Raw genomic sequence first — 15869 nt, 5'->3', positions numbered from 1 at the left:
GCCAGTGACAGATTTGCGACAAGGGGGCTGTCATCCAACCGTCACCGTAACTTCATGGAGCTGACACCGAGGCTACATAGCCTGACTTTGGACAACAAAGTCGACTGGCCGCAACCTGGCCGGCACCCGGAGACTCGCTATGACTCAGATCGCCCGCATCAGCGACAAAGGCAATGAACGCCGTCTGCAAGCCGAACGCCTGGTAGGCGCACAGGCATTGCAGGAAGCCCAGGCCCTGCGGTTCAACGTATTCAGCGGCGAATTCAACGCCAAGCTGAAAGGCGCGGAACTGGGTCTGGACATGGATGACTATGATGTTCACTGCAGCCATATCGGCGTGCGGGATTTGAACAGCGGTCGACTCGTCGCCACCACCCGCCTGCTCGACCACCAGGCCGCCAGCACCCTGGGCCGGTTCTACAGCGAAGAAGAATTCAGCCTGCACGGCCTGCTGCACTTGCAGGGCCCGATCCTGGAGATTGGCCGCACCTGCGTCGACCCGGCCTACCGCAATGGCGGCACCATCGCGGTGCTCTGGGGCGAGTTGGCCGAGGTGCTCAACCAGGGCGGCTACAGCTACCTGATGGGCTGCGCAAGCATCCCGATGCACGACGGCGGCATCCAGGCCCACGCGATCATGCAGCGCTTGCGCGAGCGCTACCTGTGCAACGAACACCTGCGCGCCGAACCAAAAAAACCGCTGCCGGCCCTGGACCTGCCGTCCAACGTCATCGCCGAAATGCCGCCGCTGCTCAAGGCCTACATGCGCCTGGGCGCGAAGATCTGCGGCGAGCCGTGCTGGGATGAAGACTTCCAGGTAGCCGACGTGTTTATCCTGCTCAAGCGCGACGAGTTGTGCCCGCGTTACGCGCGCCACTTCAAGGCGGCCATGTGATGAACCGCCTGCGCATTTACGGGCGCATCGCCCGCGTGCTGTTGGTGGTGGGGCTGGGGTTGAGCATGGCCAGTGTGTTCGGCCTGTTCGAGCGCCTGGGGGTGGCTAACTCGATGGTGCGGCGCCAGCGTTGGTCGCGCTTCTTCATGGCACGGCTGACCAACGCCCTGCCCTTTCGCGTGACGGTGCATGGCGAGTTGCCGCAAACGCCGATGCTGTGGGTGAGCAATCATGTGTCCTGGACGGATATCCCGTTGCTGGGCATGGTGGCGCCGATGTCGTTTTTGTCCAAGGCCGAAGTACGTACCTGGCCGGTGGCGGGCTGGCTGGCGGCCAAGGCTGGCAGCCTGTTTATTCGTCGCGGTTCAGGTGACAGCCAACTGATTCGCAAGCAGATGACCCGTCATCTGGAACAACAGCACCCCTTGCTGATGTTCCCCGAAGGCACCACCACCGACGGTCGCGGCCTGCGCACGTTCCACGGGCGCTTGCTGGCCAGCGCGATCGATGCGGATGTGTCGCTGCAGCCGGTGGCGATTCGGTATCTGCGCGACGGCCAGGTCGACCCGCTGGCGCCCTTTATTGGCGATGATGATTTGCTCTCGCACCTGATGCGCTTGTTTTCCAATGACCAGGGCGATGTAGAGATTCATGTGCTCAAGCCGATTGCCTGCGCCGGGCAGGAACGTGCGGCATTGGCGTATCAGGCGCAGCAGGCGGTGCAGAAGGCGTTGTTTGGGCCGGTGCCGGAAGCTGAGCAAGTGTCTGCTCGGCCTGCATTCGCAGCCTGAAGCAATGTGAACACCATCCAAATGTGGGAGCTGGCTTGCCTGCGATGGCGGTGGGTCAGCCACAGCATTCTCAACAGGTAGGCCGCTATCGCAGGCAAGCCAGCTCCCACATTCAGATCTCATGTAGTCAGTTGAGATTGTGCAAATTTCTGCAACTCTGGGTAGAACAGTCGAAAGTCCTCACTCAGCGGCTCATACAAAACCCGCAACTCCTGCATCGCATACCCTAACTCCTCAGGCTGCGTCAGCCGCCGCGAAATTCCGCGCAACACCTGGTCCATCACCGCAAACTCGCGGTACGAGCCCAACCAATCATCCGCTGCCATATACGGCGCAATCTGCGCCAGCCGCCCCGGCAACGCGGGTTCAGCCGCCAACACCCGGTACACCTGGGACGTGAAACGCTCCAGGGGCTGGTCGGCATACAGCGCCCAATCGCGCGCCAGGCAATGGTCAAAAAACACATCGAGGACGATGCCGGCATAGCGCCTGCGGGTCTGGCTGAAGCGTGACAACGCCTCGCCCACCAGCGGATGGCTATCGGTAAAGCGGTCGATGGAACGATGCAGCTGGATCGCCGCTTCGATTTGCGGGCTGAACTGGCCCTGCAGGCGGCCTTTGACGAAGTCGCCATAGAGGCTGCCCAGCAATTGCGCCGGAAGTTGGCCGCCCAGGTGCAGATGTGCGAGATAATTCATGCCGCGCAGTCTACCACTGCCACCTACATATCGTTATAACCCGATATGCCGATTCGCTTTGACCTCAGATCAAAATCATATTGGTATATCGGGATATGACGATTTAAAGTTCGCCTCATCGCGATATAACGCTTTACGACACCGAGCACCCTGCCATGTCCATCGACCTCGACGAAATAATAAAAGCCCTGGCGCACCCAGTACGACGAGACATCCTCACCTGGCTCAAAGACCCGAAAGTCCAGTTCCCCGCGCAATTACACAACCACGAATACGGCATCTGCGCCGGGCAGATCGACCAGCGCTGCGGCTTGTCCCAGTCCACCGTGTCGGCCCACCTGGCCACCTTGCAACGGGCGGGGTTGATCAGCAGCCAGAAGGCCGGGCAGTGGCACTTTTTCAAGCGCAACGAGGAAGTGATCCAAGCCTTTCTCACGGCGCTCATCACCGAACTCAGCGCACCGTAATCACCAAGGACACGCCCCATGCCCCTCTCGCTACTCATACTGGCCCTCAGCGCCTTCGCCATCGGCACCACCGAGTTCGTCATCATGGGCTTGCTGCCCGATGTGGCGGCGGACCTGGGTGTGTCGATTCCCGGCGCCGGCTGGCTGGTGACCGGCTACGCCCTGGGCGTGGCCATCGGCGCACCGTTCATGGCACTGGCCACCGCCAAGCTGCCACGCAAGGCGGCGCTGGTAGCGTTGATGGGTATTTTCATTATCGGCAACCTGCTCTGCGCCCTGGCAAGCGACTACAACGTGCTGATGTTTGCCCGGGTGGTCACAGCGTTGTGCCACGGTGCCTTCTTCGGGATTGGCTCGGTGGTGGCGGCCAACCTGGTGCCGGCCAACAAACGTGCGTCGGCGGTAGCGCTGATGTTCACCGGGTTGACCCTGGCGAACGTGCTGGGCGTGCCCCTGGGTACGGCGCTGGGCCAGGAAGCCGGCTGGCGCTCGACCTTCTGGGCCGTGACCGTGATTGGCGTGATCGCCTTGATCGGCCTGATTCGCTTCTTGCCCGCCAAGCGTGACGAAGAAAAACTCGATATGCGCGCTGAACTGGCCGCCCTCAAGGGTGCCGGTATCTGGTTGTCACTGAGCATGACCGCGCTGTTTGCCGCGTCCATGTTCACCCTCTTTACCTACGTCGCACCGCTGCTCGGCGATGTCACCGGCGTGTCGCCCAAGGGTGTGACCTGGACCCTGCTGCTGATCGGCCTGGGCCTCACCGTGGGCAACATCATCGGCGGCAAACTGGCGGACAAGCGCCTGGCGGCCACCCTGATCGGCGTGTTCATCAGCATGGCGGTGGTGTCCACGGTGCTGAGCTGGACCAGCGTCGCGGTGATACCGACTGAAATCACCCTGTTCCTGTGGGCCACCGCCTCGTTCGCCGCCGTGCCGGCGCTGCAAATCAACGTGGTGACCTTCGGCAAGGCCGCGCCGAACCTGGTGTCCACCTTGAACATCGGCGCCTTCAACATTGGCAACGCCCTCGGCGCCTGGGTCGGCGGCAGCGTGATTGCCCACGGTTTCGGCCTGACCAGCGTGCCGCTGGCCGCCGCGGCGCTGGCGATTCTCGCGCTGCTGGTGACCCTGATCACTTTCCGTCAGGGCGGCAATGCCGACCTGGCCCCCGCGACCCACTGATCAACTTAAAGAGAAGGTGTTTTTTCCATGACGACTATTTTCGATCCGATCACACTGGGCGATGTGCACCTGTCGAACCGCATCATCATGGCGCCGCTGACCCGCTGCCGCGCGGATGCCGGGCGCGTGCCCAATGCGCTGATGGCCGAGTACTACGTGCAACGCGCCTCCGCCGGGCTGATCCTCAGCGAAGCCACTTCCGTGACGCCGATGGGCGTGGGCTACCCGGACACCCCCGGCATCTGGTCCAACGACCAGGTGCGCGGCTGGGCCAACATCACCAAGGCCGTGCATGGCGCGGGCGGCAAGATCTTCCTGCAACTGTGGCACGTCGGCCGCATTTCCCACGAGTCCTACCTGAACGGCGAAACCCCGGTGGCCCCGAGTGCGGTCCAAGCCAAAGGCCACGTCAGCCTGGTTCGCCCCCTGGCCGACTACCCGACCCCGCGCGCCCTGGAAACCGCTGAAATCGCCGACATCGTCGACGCTTACCGCACCGGCGCCGAGAACGCCAAGGCTGCCGGTTTCGACGGCGTGGAAATCCACGGCGCCAACGGCTACCTGCTCGACCAGTTCCTGCAAAGCAGCACCAACCAGCGCACCGACCAGTACGGTGGCTCCCTGGAAAACCGTGCGCGCCTGTTGCTGGAAGTCACCGACGCCGCCATCGAAGTCTGGGGCGCCGGCCGCGTGGGCGTGCACCTGGCACCGCGTGCTGATGCGCATGACATGGGCGACGAAAACCTCGCCGAGACCTTCACCTACGTCGCCAGCGAACTGGGCAAGCGCGGCATCGCCTTTATCTGCTCGCGCGAAAAAGAAGGCGCGGACAGCCTGGGCCCACAGCTGAAAAAAGCCTTCGGCGGTGCGTACATCGCCAACGAACGCTTCACCAAAGACAGCGCCAATGCCTGGCTGGCGGCGGGCAAGGCGGATGCGGTGGCCTTTGGTATTCCTTTCATCGCCAACCCGGACCTGCCGGCGCGACTGAAGGCCGATGCGCCGTTGAACGAGCCGCACCCGGAGACCTTCTACGGTAAAGGCCCAGTGGGTTATATCGACTACCCGACGCTGCCGATCTAACGCAACCCGCAAAACCCAATACTGTAGGAGCGAGCTTGCTCGCGAAAAACGTCAACGATAACGCGCGCTTCCTGAATGAACGCGGCGTCTGTTAGTTTTTCGCGAGCAAGCTCGCTCCTACAGTGTCAGGGGCAAGTTCTCTCCCACATTTGTGCCTGTTGGAAACATCGCTTCACAGAACCGCAACAATATCGCTACAAAATACTTAGCCGGCTACCTATCAACCGCCCGCCATGCCGTATATAAAGTCACCCCACAAATCAGGCAGAAGGACGATTGACCGTCTTTAGGCTTTACTGTTGACACAACGGGTTGCAATTACGCATTTTGTTTCAATTGCGCAGGCTGGGGCTCAGGCGCAGCATGTCCAGCCCTATATCAGCCCAGCGCTCGGCGTCCTGATGCAGTTCAAAGCTATCGGGGACCAGCAGCCACTGGCCGATCAAACCGTGGATAAAGGCATGTATGCAGACAGCCCCACGGGTGGTGTCGAGATTTTCAGGCAGTTGCCCGCGATTGACCGCGTTACGCAACGTCAGGCTGATACGCAGGTTGCATTCCAGGCTATGGGTCTGGCGTTGGCGGCGCATGTCGCACATTTCATCGGTGAACTCGCACTTATGAAACAGAATCTCGTTGATGCGCCGGGTTTTCGGGTCCAGGGCCACTTCATGGTAGAGATGAATCATCAGCTTGCGCATACAGCCCAGCGGGTCGACTTCATCCTCGCTTTCACTCGCCCGGGCCAATTCGTCCAGGGGTTCGTGCAGCGTGTCGAGCAAGGCCTGGAGCAAATCGGACTTATTGCTGAAATGCCAATAGATAGCCCCACGCGTGACGCCCGCCAACGCGGCGATGTCCGCCAGGGTGGTGCGCGCCACACCACGCTCATAAAAGGCTTGCTCGGCGGCTTGGAGAATCTGGCTGCGCGTTTCCTGAGCTTCCTCTTTGGTGCGACGAACCATGGCAGTAAAACCTCAATCAGGACACTGTGGATGGTACTTGACCATCATCTGAATAATTGTGGGACGACGCCGTCATGGGCGCCGAACGTACTAGAATCGAGGCTTGCGGCGGTGCTTTGTCAGCATTGCGCGAAGCCTGTCAAGAGTTTACAAACAACCATGAACGTAAGTATATTGCGTAGCAAGCTACTTATCCACTCACGGCTTGTTTTTTACCCTTCCACACTTCTTGTGCGCACTCTGCGCGCCTGACCCGAGGATCTTCATGCAACTTAAGCCAGCTGTTACCGCTCTGGTCACTGCCGTCGCCCTGGCATCGCTGCTCAGCGGATGTAAAAAGGAAGAAGCGGCACCGCCCGCTCAAACCCCTCAGGTCGGCGTGGTCACCATTCAACCGCAAGCCTATACCCTGACTACCGAGCTGCCTGGCCGCACCACGGCCTTCCGCATTGCGGAAGTTCGGCCGCAGGTCAACGGCATCATTCTCAAGCGCCTGTTCAAGGAAGGCGCCGACGTGAAGGAAGGGCAACAGCTCTACCAGATCGACCCGTCGGTGTATGAGGCCACCCTGAAAAGCGCACAAGCCAGCCTGTCCCAGACCAAGTCCATCAGCGACCGCTACAAGCAGTTGGTCGATGAACAGGCCGTCAGCCGTCAGGAATACGACACTGCCGTCGCCAACCGCATGACCGCCGAAGCAAACGTTCAAACCGCCCAGATCAACGTGCGCTACACCAAAGTGTTTGCGCCGATCTCCGGGCGTATTGGTCGTTCTTCGGTGACCGAAGGCGCACTGGTCAGCAATGGCCAGGCCGATGCCATGGCCGTGATTCAGCAACTGGACCCGATCTACGTCGACGTCACGCAGTCCTCGGCTGAAATGCTGAAACTGCGCCGCGACCTGGAAAGCGGCCAGCTGGAGAAGGCCGGCGAAAACGCCGCCAAGGTCAAGCTGACCCTGGAAGACGGCACGGCCTACGCCCAGGACGGCAAGCTCGAATTCTCCGAAGTGTCGGTCGACCAGACCACCGGTTCCGTGACCCTGCGTGCCGTGTTCCCCAACCCTGACCACGTGCTGCTGCCGGGCATGTTCGTGCACGCCCAGTTGCTGGCCGGTGTGAACAGCAAGGCCATCCTGGCTCCGCAGCAAGGCGTGACCCGCGACCTGCGCGGCATTCCGACGGCGCTGATCGTGAACAAGGACAACAAGGTCGAGCAACGCGAACTGGTTGCCAACCGTACCGCCGGTGCCTACTGGCTGGTGGAAAAAGGCCTCAATGCCGGTGATCGCGTCATCACCGAAGGCTTGCAGTACGTCAAGCCGGGCGCCGAGGTGAAGGTCACGGAAGCCTCCAACGCCAAACCCGCCGGTACCGCTGCTGCGCCTGCTGCCGCTGCTGGTCAAGGGGAGTAATCCATGTCGAAATTTTTTATCGACCGTCCCATTTTCGCCTGGGTAATTGCCCTGGTGATCATGCTGGTCGGGGCACTCTCGATCCTGAAGTTGCCCATCAACCAATACCCGGCCATTGCGCCAACGGCCATTGATATCCAGGTGACCTACCCAGGCGCGTCCGCACAAACCGTGCAGGACACCGTGGTACAGGTCATCGAGCAACAGCTCAACGGTATCGACAACCTGCGTTATGTCTCCTCGGACAGTAACTCCGACGGCAGCATGACCATCACCGTGACGTTCAACCAGGGTACCAACCCGGATATCGCCCAGGTTCAGGTACAGAACAAGCTGAACCTGGCCACCCCACTGCTGCCGCAAGAAGTGCAGCAACAGGGTATCCGCGTGACCAAGTCGGTGAAGAACTTCCTGATGGTGATCGGTCTGGTGTCGGAAGACGGCAGCATGACCAAGGACGACCTCTCCAACTACATCGTGTCCAACATCCAGGACCCGATCTCCCGTACTGCGGGGGTGGGTGACTTCCAGGTGTTCGGTTCGCAGTACGCCATGCGTATCTGGCTCGACCCGGCCAAGCTCAACAACTACCAGCTCACGCCAGTGGACGTCAGCAATGCCATCAAGGCCCAGAACGTGCAGGTGGCCACCGGCCAACTGGGCGGCCTGCCAGCCCTGCCAGGCACCCAGCTGAACGCCACGATCATCGGCAAGACGCGCCTGCAAAGCACCGAGGAATTCGCCAAGATCCTGATGAAGGTGAACACCGACGGCTCCCAGGTTCGCCTGGGTGACGTCGCGCGTATCGAACTGGGCGGCCAGAACTACAGCATCAGTGCACAGTTCAACGGCAAGCCGGCTTCGGGTATGGCGATCAAGCTGGCGGCCGGTGCCAACGCACTGGACACTGGCAAGGCCATCCGCGAAACAGTCAAGTCCCTGGAGCCGTTCTTCCCGCCTGGCATGAAGGCGGTGGTGCCCTATGACACTACGCCGGTCGTGACCGAATCGATCTCCGGTGTGGTTCACACCCTGGTCGAAGCGATCGTGCTGGTGTTCCTGGTGATGTTCCTGTTCCTGCAGAACTTCCGTGCCACCATCATCACCACCATGACCGTACCGGTGGTATTGCTGGGTACCTTCGGGATCCTGGCGGCGTGCGGCTTCACCATCAACACCCTGACCATGTTCGGCATGATCCTGGCCATCGGCTTGCTCGTGGACGATGCCATCGTTGTGGTGGAAAACGTCGAACGGGTAATGGCCGAGGAACACCTGTCGCCCAAGGAAGCAACGATCAAGTCCATGGGCCAGATCCAGGGCGCCCTGGTGGGTATTGCCCTGGTGCTCTCGGCGGTACTGCTGCCGATGGCGTTCTTCGGTGGTTCCACCGGTGTGATCTACCGGCAGTTCTCCATCACCATTGTTTCGGCGATGGCGTTGTCGGTACTGGTTGCCCTGATCTTCACCCCGGCGTTGTGCGCCACCATGCTCAAGCCGATTGATCCGGAAAAACACGGCCAACCCAAGCGCGGCTTCTTCGGCTGGTTCAACCGTACCTTCGACCGTGGCGTACTCAAGTACGAGCGCGGCGTGGGCGGCATGATCAAGCACAAGATCCCGGCGTTCCTGGTGTATGCGCTGATCCTGGTCGGCATGATCTGGATGTTCACCCGTATTCCAAGCGCGTTCCTGCCTGAGGAAGACCAGGGTGTGATCTTCGCCCAGGTGCAGACACCGGTTGGTGCTTCGGCTGAGCGCACGCAAAAAGTCGTCGACGACATGCGCGCCTTCCTGCTGAACGACAAGGAAGGCGAGCCAGGCGAAGGCAAGGCGGTGAAGTCGGTGTTTACCGTGAACGGCTTCAACTTTGCTGGCCGTGGCCAGAGCTCGGGTCTCGCGTTCGTGATGCTCAAACCGTGGGATGAGCGTGACTCGACCCAATCGGTGTTCGAAGTGGCCAAGCGTGCCCAGGGTTACTTCTTCGGGGCCTTCAAGGACGCCATGGTATTTGCCATCGTGCCACCTTCGGTACTGGAGCTGGGTAACGCCACCGGTTTTGACGTGTTCCTGCAAGACCAGGGTGGCGTCGGCCACGACAAGCTGATGGCTGCACGTAACCAGTTCCTGGGCGCGGCAGCACAGAGCAAGGTGCTGGCCGGCGTACGTCCTAACGGCGTGAACGACGAGCCGCAGTACGAGCTGACCGTTGACGACGAGAAGGCCAGTGCCCAGGGCATCAGCCTCGCGGATATCCAGCAGACCCTGGCCATTGCCTTGGGTGGTAGCTACATCAACGACTTCATCGACCGTGGTCGCGTGAAGAAGGTGTATGTACAAGGTGACGCCGCCAGCCGCATGTCGCCCGAAGACCTGGACAAATGGTACGTGCGCAGCAACGACGGGAAAATGGTGCCGCTGTCGGCCATCTCGTCGGGCCAGTGGATCTACGGTTCGCCCAAGCTTTCGCGATACAACGGTGTAGCGGCGATGGAAATCCTCGGTACCCCGGCACCGGGCTACAGTACCGGTGATGCGATGGCCGAAGTCGAACGCATCGCCAAAGAACTGCCGGCCGGTGTCGGTTACGCCTGGACAGGCCTGTCGTACGAAGAACGCCTTTCCGGTTCCCAGGCGCCAGCACTGTACGCACTGTCGCTGCTGGTCGTGTTCTTGTGCCTGGCGGCGCTGTACGAAAGCTGGTCGATCCCGATCGCGGTGATTCTGGTTGTACCTCTGGGTGTGATCGGTGCACTGATCGCCACCAGCATGCGCGGCTTGTCCAACGACGTGTTCTTCCAGGTGGGCCTGTTGGTGACGGTGGGCCTGGCGGCGAAAAACGCCATCCTCATCGTGGAATTCGCCAAGGAATTGCACGAGCAAGGCAAAGGCATCGTCGAGGCGGCTATCGAAGCATCCCGCATGCGTCTGCGCCCGATCATCATGACCTCGTTGGCGTTCATGCTCGGCGTATTGCCGCTGGCAATCTCCACCGGCGCCGGTTCAGGCAGCCAGCACGCAATCGGTACCGGCGTTATCGGCGGTATGATCACGGCCACTGTGCTGGCGATCTTCTGGGTGCCACTGTTCTACGCAACCGTGTCCGCCGCTGGCGAACGCAAAAAGAAAGACACTACTGAAACTCCTAAAGAGGCTGGCCAATGAGCAAGTCGCTACTTTCCCTAGCCGTCACCGCATTCGTGCTCAGTGGCTGCTCGCTGATACCTGACTATCAGCGTCCCGAAGCGCCGGTGGCCGCGCAGTTCCCGCAGGGGCCGGCGTATTCGTCGGCCCAGGCGCCGAGCCAGGCCGCTGCCGAGCAAGGTTGGAAGCAGTTTTTCCATGACCCTGCCCTGCAGCAATTGATCCAGACCGCGTTGGTGAACAACCGTGACCTGCGTGTCGCGGCGCTGAACATCGACGCCTATGCAGCGCAATACCAGATCCAGCGTGCCGACCTGTTCCCGGCGGTATCGGCCACCGGTAACGGCAGCCGTTCGCGTACCCCGGCCAAGCTGTCGCAGACCGGCGAATCGACCATCGCCAGCCAGTACTCGGCGGGCCTTGGCATCAGTTCGTATGAGCTGGACCTGTTCGGCCGCGTTCGCAGCCTCAGTGAAGAAGCGCTGCAAAAGTACTTCGCCACTGAAGAAGCGCGCCGCAGCACCCAAATCAGCCTGGTGGCCAGCGTGGCGAATGCCTACCTGACCTGGCAGGCCGACAAGGAGCTGCTCAAGCTGACCCAGGACACCCTGGCCGCGTTCGAGCAAAGCTACAAGCTCACCTCGCGCAGCAATGAAGTCGGCGTGGCCTCGGCCCTCGACCTCAGCCAGGCACGCACCTCGGTGGAAAACGCCCGCGTGCAACTGGCCCGTTACACCCGCCAGGTGGCCCAGGACGAAAACAGCCTGACCCTGCTGCTGGGCACCGGCCTGCCGGCCAATATCGCCAGCAAGCCGCTGTCCGATGACTTGCTCAGCGAAGTGCCGGCCGGGTTGCCATCAGACCTGCTGCAACGTCGTCCCGACATCGTGCAGGCCGAGTACAACCTCAAGGCGGCCAACGCCAATATCGGCGCGGCCCGTGCGGCGTTCTTCCCGAGCATCAGCCTGACCGCCAGCGCCGGTACCGCCAGCCCTACCCTGGGCGGCCTGTTCAAAGGTGGTTCGGGGACCTGGGCGTTTGCCCCGCAGATCAACATCCCGATCTTCAACGCCGGTAGCCTGCGCGCAAGCCTGGACTACTCGAAGATCCAGAAAGAGATCAACGTGGCCAACTACGAGAAGGCCATCCAGACCGGCTTCCAGGAAGTCTCCGACGGCCTCGCCGCGCGTGCGACCTACAAGCAGCAACTGGATGCCCAGCGCGGCTTCGTCGAGGCTAACCAGGATTACTACCGCCTGGCCGAGCGTCGCTACCGCATTGGTGTCGACAGCAACCTGACCTTCCTCGATGCCCAGCGCCAACTGTTCAGTGCCCAGCAATCGCTGATCACCGACCGCCTGGCGCAGCTCACCAGCGAGGTCAACCTGTACAAGGCCCTCGGCGGTGGCTGGAACGAGCAGACCGCGAAGAACGAGCCGTTGAAAGAACAAGCACCGCCGTTGAAGTTGTTCTGATAGCGCAGGTGTGAAAAAACCGCTTCCCTTACCGGAAGCGGTTTTTTTATGCCTGCATTGTTGCCCGTACAACTTACGTTCGATCATCGCCCACAACCCGCCTTCCCCCACTTTCATCGCCCCCGCACCGCCGCGCACCATGGCCGCCACCTGCATAAACCCAATAACAACAGGTCCACACCATGAGCACTTTCCAACCGCGCCAGCTGTTGCTGGCGGCTGCTGTCGCCAGTTCTGCCCTGCCCGTTTTCGCCCAGGAGCACGGCTTTCTCGAAGACGCCAGCGCCAACCTCAACCTGCGTAACTTCTTCTTCAACCGCAACTTCACCAACCCGACCAAAGCCCAGGGTGGCGCGCAGGAGTGGACACAAAGTTTCATCCTCGACGCCAAGTCCGGTTTCACCCAGGGCACAGTCGGTTTTGGTGTGGACGTGCTGGGCTTGTACTCGCTCAAGCTCGATGGCGGCCGTGGCACGGGCGGCACGCAGTTGCTGCCGCTGGACCATGACGGCCGGCCAGCCGATGAGTTTGGCCGGCTGGGCGTGGCATTCAAGGCGCGCTTTTCCAAGACCGAGCTGAAGGTGGGCGAATGGATGCCGGTGCTGCCGATCCTGCGCTCCGACGATGGTCGCTCCCTGCCGCAGACCCTGCGTGGCGGGCAGATCACCTCCAAGGAAATCGACGGCCTGACCCTCTATGGCGGCCAATTCCGCGCCAACAGCCCGCGGGACGACGGCAGCATGAGCGACATGTCGATGGTCGGCAAAACCGCCTTCACCTCCGACCGCTTCAATTTCCAGGGCGCCGAATACGCATTCAACGACAAACGCACCCAAGTCGGCGTGTGGAATGCCCAGCTCAAGGACATCTACAGCCAGCAGTTCGTCAACCTGATCCACAGCCAGCCCGTAGGCGACTGGACCCTGGGCGCCAACCTGGGCTTCTTTTACGGCAAGGAAGACGGCAGCGCTCGCGCCGGAGACCTGGACAACAAAACCTGGTCCGGTTTGTTCTCAGCCAGGTACGGCGGCAACACCTTCTACGTCGGCCTGCAAAAACTCACCGGCGACAGTGCCTGGATGCGCGTCAACGGCACCAGTGGTGGCACCCTGGCCAACGACAGCTACAACTCCAGCTACGACAACGCGCAGGAAAAATCCTGGCAGGTTCGCCACGACTACAACTTCGCCGCCCTCGGCGTACCAGGCCTGACGTTGATGAACCGCTATATCAGCGGCAGCAACGTGCATACCGGCACCATCACCGACGGCAAGGAGTGGGGCCGCGAGACCGAAGTGGGCTATACGGTGCAGAGCGGCACCCTGAAAAACCTCAACGTGCGCTGGCGCAACTCCAGCATGCGCAGGGACTACAGCAACAACGAGTTCGATGAGAACCGGTTGATCGTCAGCTATCCGATTAGCCTGCTGTAAACCGGCATAGCACTTACTGTATGGTGCGCGCCTGCCGCTGCTGATCCCCCCAGCAGCGGCCTTTACTCGGGCCCTGCACGGCATGAAATCCTTCGCTACAGCAATCGCACTGTTTGCCCTGGCCTTGAGCCTGGGGGGCTGTATCAGCGCGCCCATCGCCCTGACGCCTCAAACCGAACAGCGCCTGCAAACCCAGGCGCCAATCCGCTTTCTGCTGACCTTCGATGACGGCCCTAGCGCCTCCGGCTACAACAACCCGAGCCGCTCGGTAGTGGCCGACCTGGCCAATAATCCGGTGTTGCCGGGGATCAAGGCGGTGTTTTTCCTGCAGACCGAGGCCGCTCGCTCAGGCGGCAGTTCCCGGGGGCGCAAGACCATGGAGCGTGAACACGCCGCCGGTCACGTCCTGGCCTTCCACACCGCCACCGCGTTTCACACCAATCATCGTTGGTTGAATGACGCCACGCTGGAACACACCCTTACCGAAGGCGCCGCAGACATTGCCGCCATCACGGGCGCCCCACCCGTGCTGGTACGCCCGCCCTTCTGGAACTACGACAAGCGCACCTTCGCCGCCTATCAACGCCACGGCATGCAGGTACTGCTGACGGATTTGAGTGCCAATGACGGCAAGATCTGGGGTTTCAACGCCAGCCCGCGTCGGCGGGCCAACCTGTATCGGCAACTGTCGGTGGTGCGCGAGCGCATCGCCTTGGGTGAGCTACCGACGGTGGAGGGCGTGATCCCGGTGGTGGTGACCTTCCATGACATCAACCGCTACACCGCGCGGCATATGCAGGAGTACTTGCAGATCCTGATGGACAGCGCGCGGGTCAACGGTTTGAAGACAGCGGCAGAGCCGTTCTATACCGACCACGCCGCGCTGGAACGTGCAGCGCTGGCCCGTACGGTCAAGGCTGTGAACGCGCCGGTGCATCTGCCGGGGGTGTGGAATTGGGTGTGGGATGCTGATTCCCACTAATGCCCTGAACTTGTGACGATCCCCTGTGGGAGCTGGCTTGCCTGCGATAGCAATCTGTCAGTCAGCCCAATATTGACTGGCCCACCGCAATCGCAGGCAAGCCAGCTCCCACATTTGATTGCATTTCATATTCAGTCTTGCTGGCGAGACTCCACACCCAACTCATCCCACACTGACTCCGCCAAGTGAAACGTCGCATTCGCTGCCGGGATCCCGCAATAGATCGCACTCTGCATCAACACTTCCTTGATCTCGGCGCGGGTTACGCCGTTGCTCGCGGCAGCGCGCAGGTGCAGTTTCAGTTCTTCACTGCGGTTCATGCCGATCAGCATCGCGATGGTGATCAGGCTGCGGGTATGCCGAGGCAGGCCTGGGCGGGTCCAGATGTCACCCCAGGCGTGGCGGGTGATCATTTCCTGGAACTCGCTGTTGAACTCGGTCAGGGCATTGAGGCTGCGGTCGACGTGGGCATCGCCCAGTACTTCGCGGCGCACCTGCAGGCCCTCGGCGTAACGTTGTTTCTCGTCCACAAATAGCTCCTCAGCGGGCCAGCAGAAATTCGATCACCCGGTCGCTGAACGCAGCACCGGCCTGAACGTTGGACAGGTGCGCCGCATAGAACTCGGCATACTCGGCACCCTGCACATGGCTCTGGATAAAGTGGCCACCGGCTGGCGGCGTCACCGCATCTTCGGTACCGGCAATCACCAGGGTCGGCACCTTGATCGAGGACAATTGCTCACGGAAATCCGCATCGCGCACGGCGCCGCAGTTGGCGGCATACCCCTCGGGCGACGTGGCCGCGAGCATGTCAGTGATCTGCTTGGCCTGATGCGGGTGGGCGGCGGCGAAATCTGCGGTGAACCAGCGCGCAATCGACGCATCGCGCAGCGCTACCATCGCGGCTGCGCCATCACGCAGGACCATTTCGATACGCGGGTTCCATACCTCGGGCGTACCGATCTTGGCCGCGGTGTTACACACCACCAGGCGTTGCAGACGCTCGCCGGCATGGATGCCCAGCCATTGGCCGATCAAGCCGCCCATGGACAATCCGCAAAAATGCGCCTTCTGGATCTCCAGCGCATCCAGCAGTGCGATCACGTCTTGGCCCAGTTGCTCAATGCTGTAAGGCCCCTCGGTCACCAGGGATTGGCCGTGGCCGCGGGTGTCGAAGCGCAGTACGCGAAAATGCTCGGTGAAGGCCGGAATCTGGATATCCCACATATGCAGGTCGGTACCCAGGGAATTGGACAGCACCAATACCGGTGCGTCGGCGGGCCCCTCGAGTTGGTAATGCAGTTCGCCCTCGGCGAGTTTTACAAAAGCCACAGCGT

The 15869-nt window shown here is 61.3% G+C and carries 14 protein-coding genes; 10 read left to right on the top strand and 4 right to left on the bottom strand.

From position 1 onward, the window contains the following. Positions 1-139 precede the first annotated feature (139 nt). Positions 140-895 (top strand): L-ornithine N(alpha)-acyltransferase, encoded by a 756-nt coding sequence (gene olsB / locus QK296_RS24465; RefSeq protein ID WP_003189352.1) that lies wholly within the window; start codon positions 140-142, stop codon positions 893-895. After that, positions 895-1686: a lysophospholipid acyltransferase family protein gene (locus QK296_RS24460; RefSeq protein ID WP_003189351.1), complete on the top strand. Its 792-nt coding sequence runs from the start codon at positions 895-897 to the stop codon at positions 1684-1686. The genes olsB and QK296_RS24460 overlap by 1 nt, the downstream gene beginning before the upstream one ends. 119 nt (positions 1687-1805) lie before the next feature. On the opposite strand, the gene QK296_RS24455 is transcribed toward QK296_RS24460, so the two are convergent. Further along, the gene (locus QK296_RS24455) at positions 1806-2384 is read right to left on the bottom strand and encodes an ACP phosphodiesterase (protein WP_003189350.1); all 579 of its coding nucleotides are present in this window, start codon (positions 2382-2384) and stop codon (positions 1806-1808) included. A gap of 155 nt (positions 2385-2539) precedes the next feature. On the opposite strand from QK296_RS24455, the gene QK296_RS24450 reads away from it, so the two are divergent. Genes QK296_RS24450 through QK296_RS24440 form a run of 3 tightly spaced genes read left to right on the top strand, consistent with a single transcriptional unit; the run spans position 2540 to position 5119 of the window. Next, on the top strand, positions 2540-2851 hold the full coding sequence (locus QK296_RS24450) for a helix-turn-helix transcriptional regulator (RefSeq protein WP_034134947.1): 312 nt from the start codon (positions 2540-2542) through the stop codon (positions 2849-2851). An 18-nt stretch (positions 2852-2869) separates the two neighbouring features. Continuing rightward, positions 2870-4036, top strand: coding sequence for an MFS transporter (locus tag QK296_RS24445; protein ID WP_120247626.1), 1167 nt, complete (start codon positions 2870-2872; stop codon positions 4034-4036). 27 nt (positions 4037-4063) lie between these two features. Then, positions 4064-5119 (top strand): alkene reductase, encoded by a 1056-nt coding sequence (locus QK296_RS24440; protein ID WP_282391525.1) that lies wholly within the window; start codon positions 4064-4066, stop codon positions 5117-5119. 332 nt (positions 5120-5451) lie between these two features. On the opposite strand, the gene QK296_RS24435 is transcribed toward QK296_RS24440, so the two are convergent. Continuing rightward, a complete protein-coding gene (locus QK296_RS24435) occupies positions 5452-6084 on the bottom strand; it encodes a TetR family transcriptional regulator (protein WP_044272702.1) in 633 nt (210 codons plus the stop codon). A gap of 265 nt (positions 6085-6349) precedes the next feature. Here QK296_RS24435 and QK296_RS24430 point away from each other — a divergent pair, with 265 nt between their 5' ends. The 5 genes from QK296_RS24430 to QK296_RS24410 all read left to right on the top strand — a co-directional run bounded on the left by QK296_RS24430 (position 6350) and on the right by QK296_RS24410 (position 14532). Further along, positions 6350-7498 carry an efflux RND transporter periplasmic adaptor subunit gene (locus tag QK296_RS24430; RefSeq protein WP_034134944.1) on the top strand — a complete coding sequence of 383 codons (1149 nt, stop codon included), beginning with the start codon at positions 6350-6352 and terminating at the stop codon, positions 7496-7498. Between the two features lie 3 nt (positions 7499-7501). Next, complete coding sequence (locus QK296_RS24425) at positions 7502-10663, top strand: efflux RND transporter permease subunit (protein WP_003189340.1); 3162 nt, start codon at positions 7502-7504, stop codon at positions 10661-10663. Then, on the top strand, positions 10660-12117 hold the full coding sequence (adeC, locus tag QK296_RS24420; RefSeq protein ID WP_003189337.1) for an AdeC/AdeK/OprM family multidrug efflux complex outer membrane factor: 1458 nt from the start codon (positions 10660-10662) through the stop codon (positions 12115-12117). The genes QK296_RS24425 and adeC overlap by 4 nt, the downstream gene beginning before the upstream one ends. A 182-nt stretch (positions 12118-12299) precedes the next feature. Next, positions 12300-13550, top strand: a complete 1251-nt coding sequence (locus QK296_RS24415) for an OprD family porin (protein WP_047710257.1) — start codon at positions 12300-12302, stop codon at positions 13548-13550. An 82-nt stretch (positions 13551-13632) separates the two neighbouring features. Next, positions 13633-14532 carry a polysaccharide deacetylase family protein gene (locus tag QK296_RS24410; RefSeq protein WP_069557985.1) on the top strand — a complete coding sequence of 300 codons (900 nt, stop codon included), beginning with the start codon at positions 13633-13635 and terminating at the stop codon, positions 14530-14532. Between the two features lie 131 nt (positions 14533-14663). Here the strand turns inward: QK296_RS24410 and pcaC are convergent, their stop codons facing one another. Continuing rightward, complete coding sequence (pcaC, locus tag QK296_RS24405) at positions 14664-15062, bottom strand: 4-carboxymuconolactone decarboxylase (RefSeq protein ID WP_003189316.1); 399 nt, start codon at positions 15060-15062, stop codon at positions 14664-14666. Between the two features lie 10 nt (positions 15063-15072). Further along, positions 15073-15864, bottom strand: a complete 792-nt coding sequence (gene pcaD / locus QK296_RS24400; RefSeq protein ID WP_094775203.1) for a 3-oxoadipate enol-lactonase — start codon at positions 15862-15864, stop codon at positions 15073-15075. Between the last annotated feature and the right edge of the window lie 5 nt (positions 15865-15869).

It is taken from the genome of Pseudomonas sp. AL10 (assembly GCF_029960685.1).
Taxonomy (GTDB): Bacteria; Pseudomonadota; Gammaproteobacteria; order Pseudomonadales; family Pseudomonadaceae; genus Aquipseudomonas; species Aquipseudomonas lactis.
This window is presented reverse-complemented; position numbering and strand designations above follow the sequence as displayed.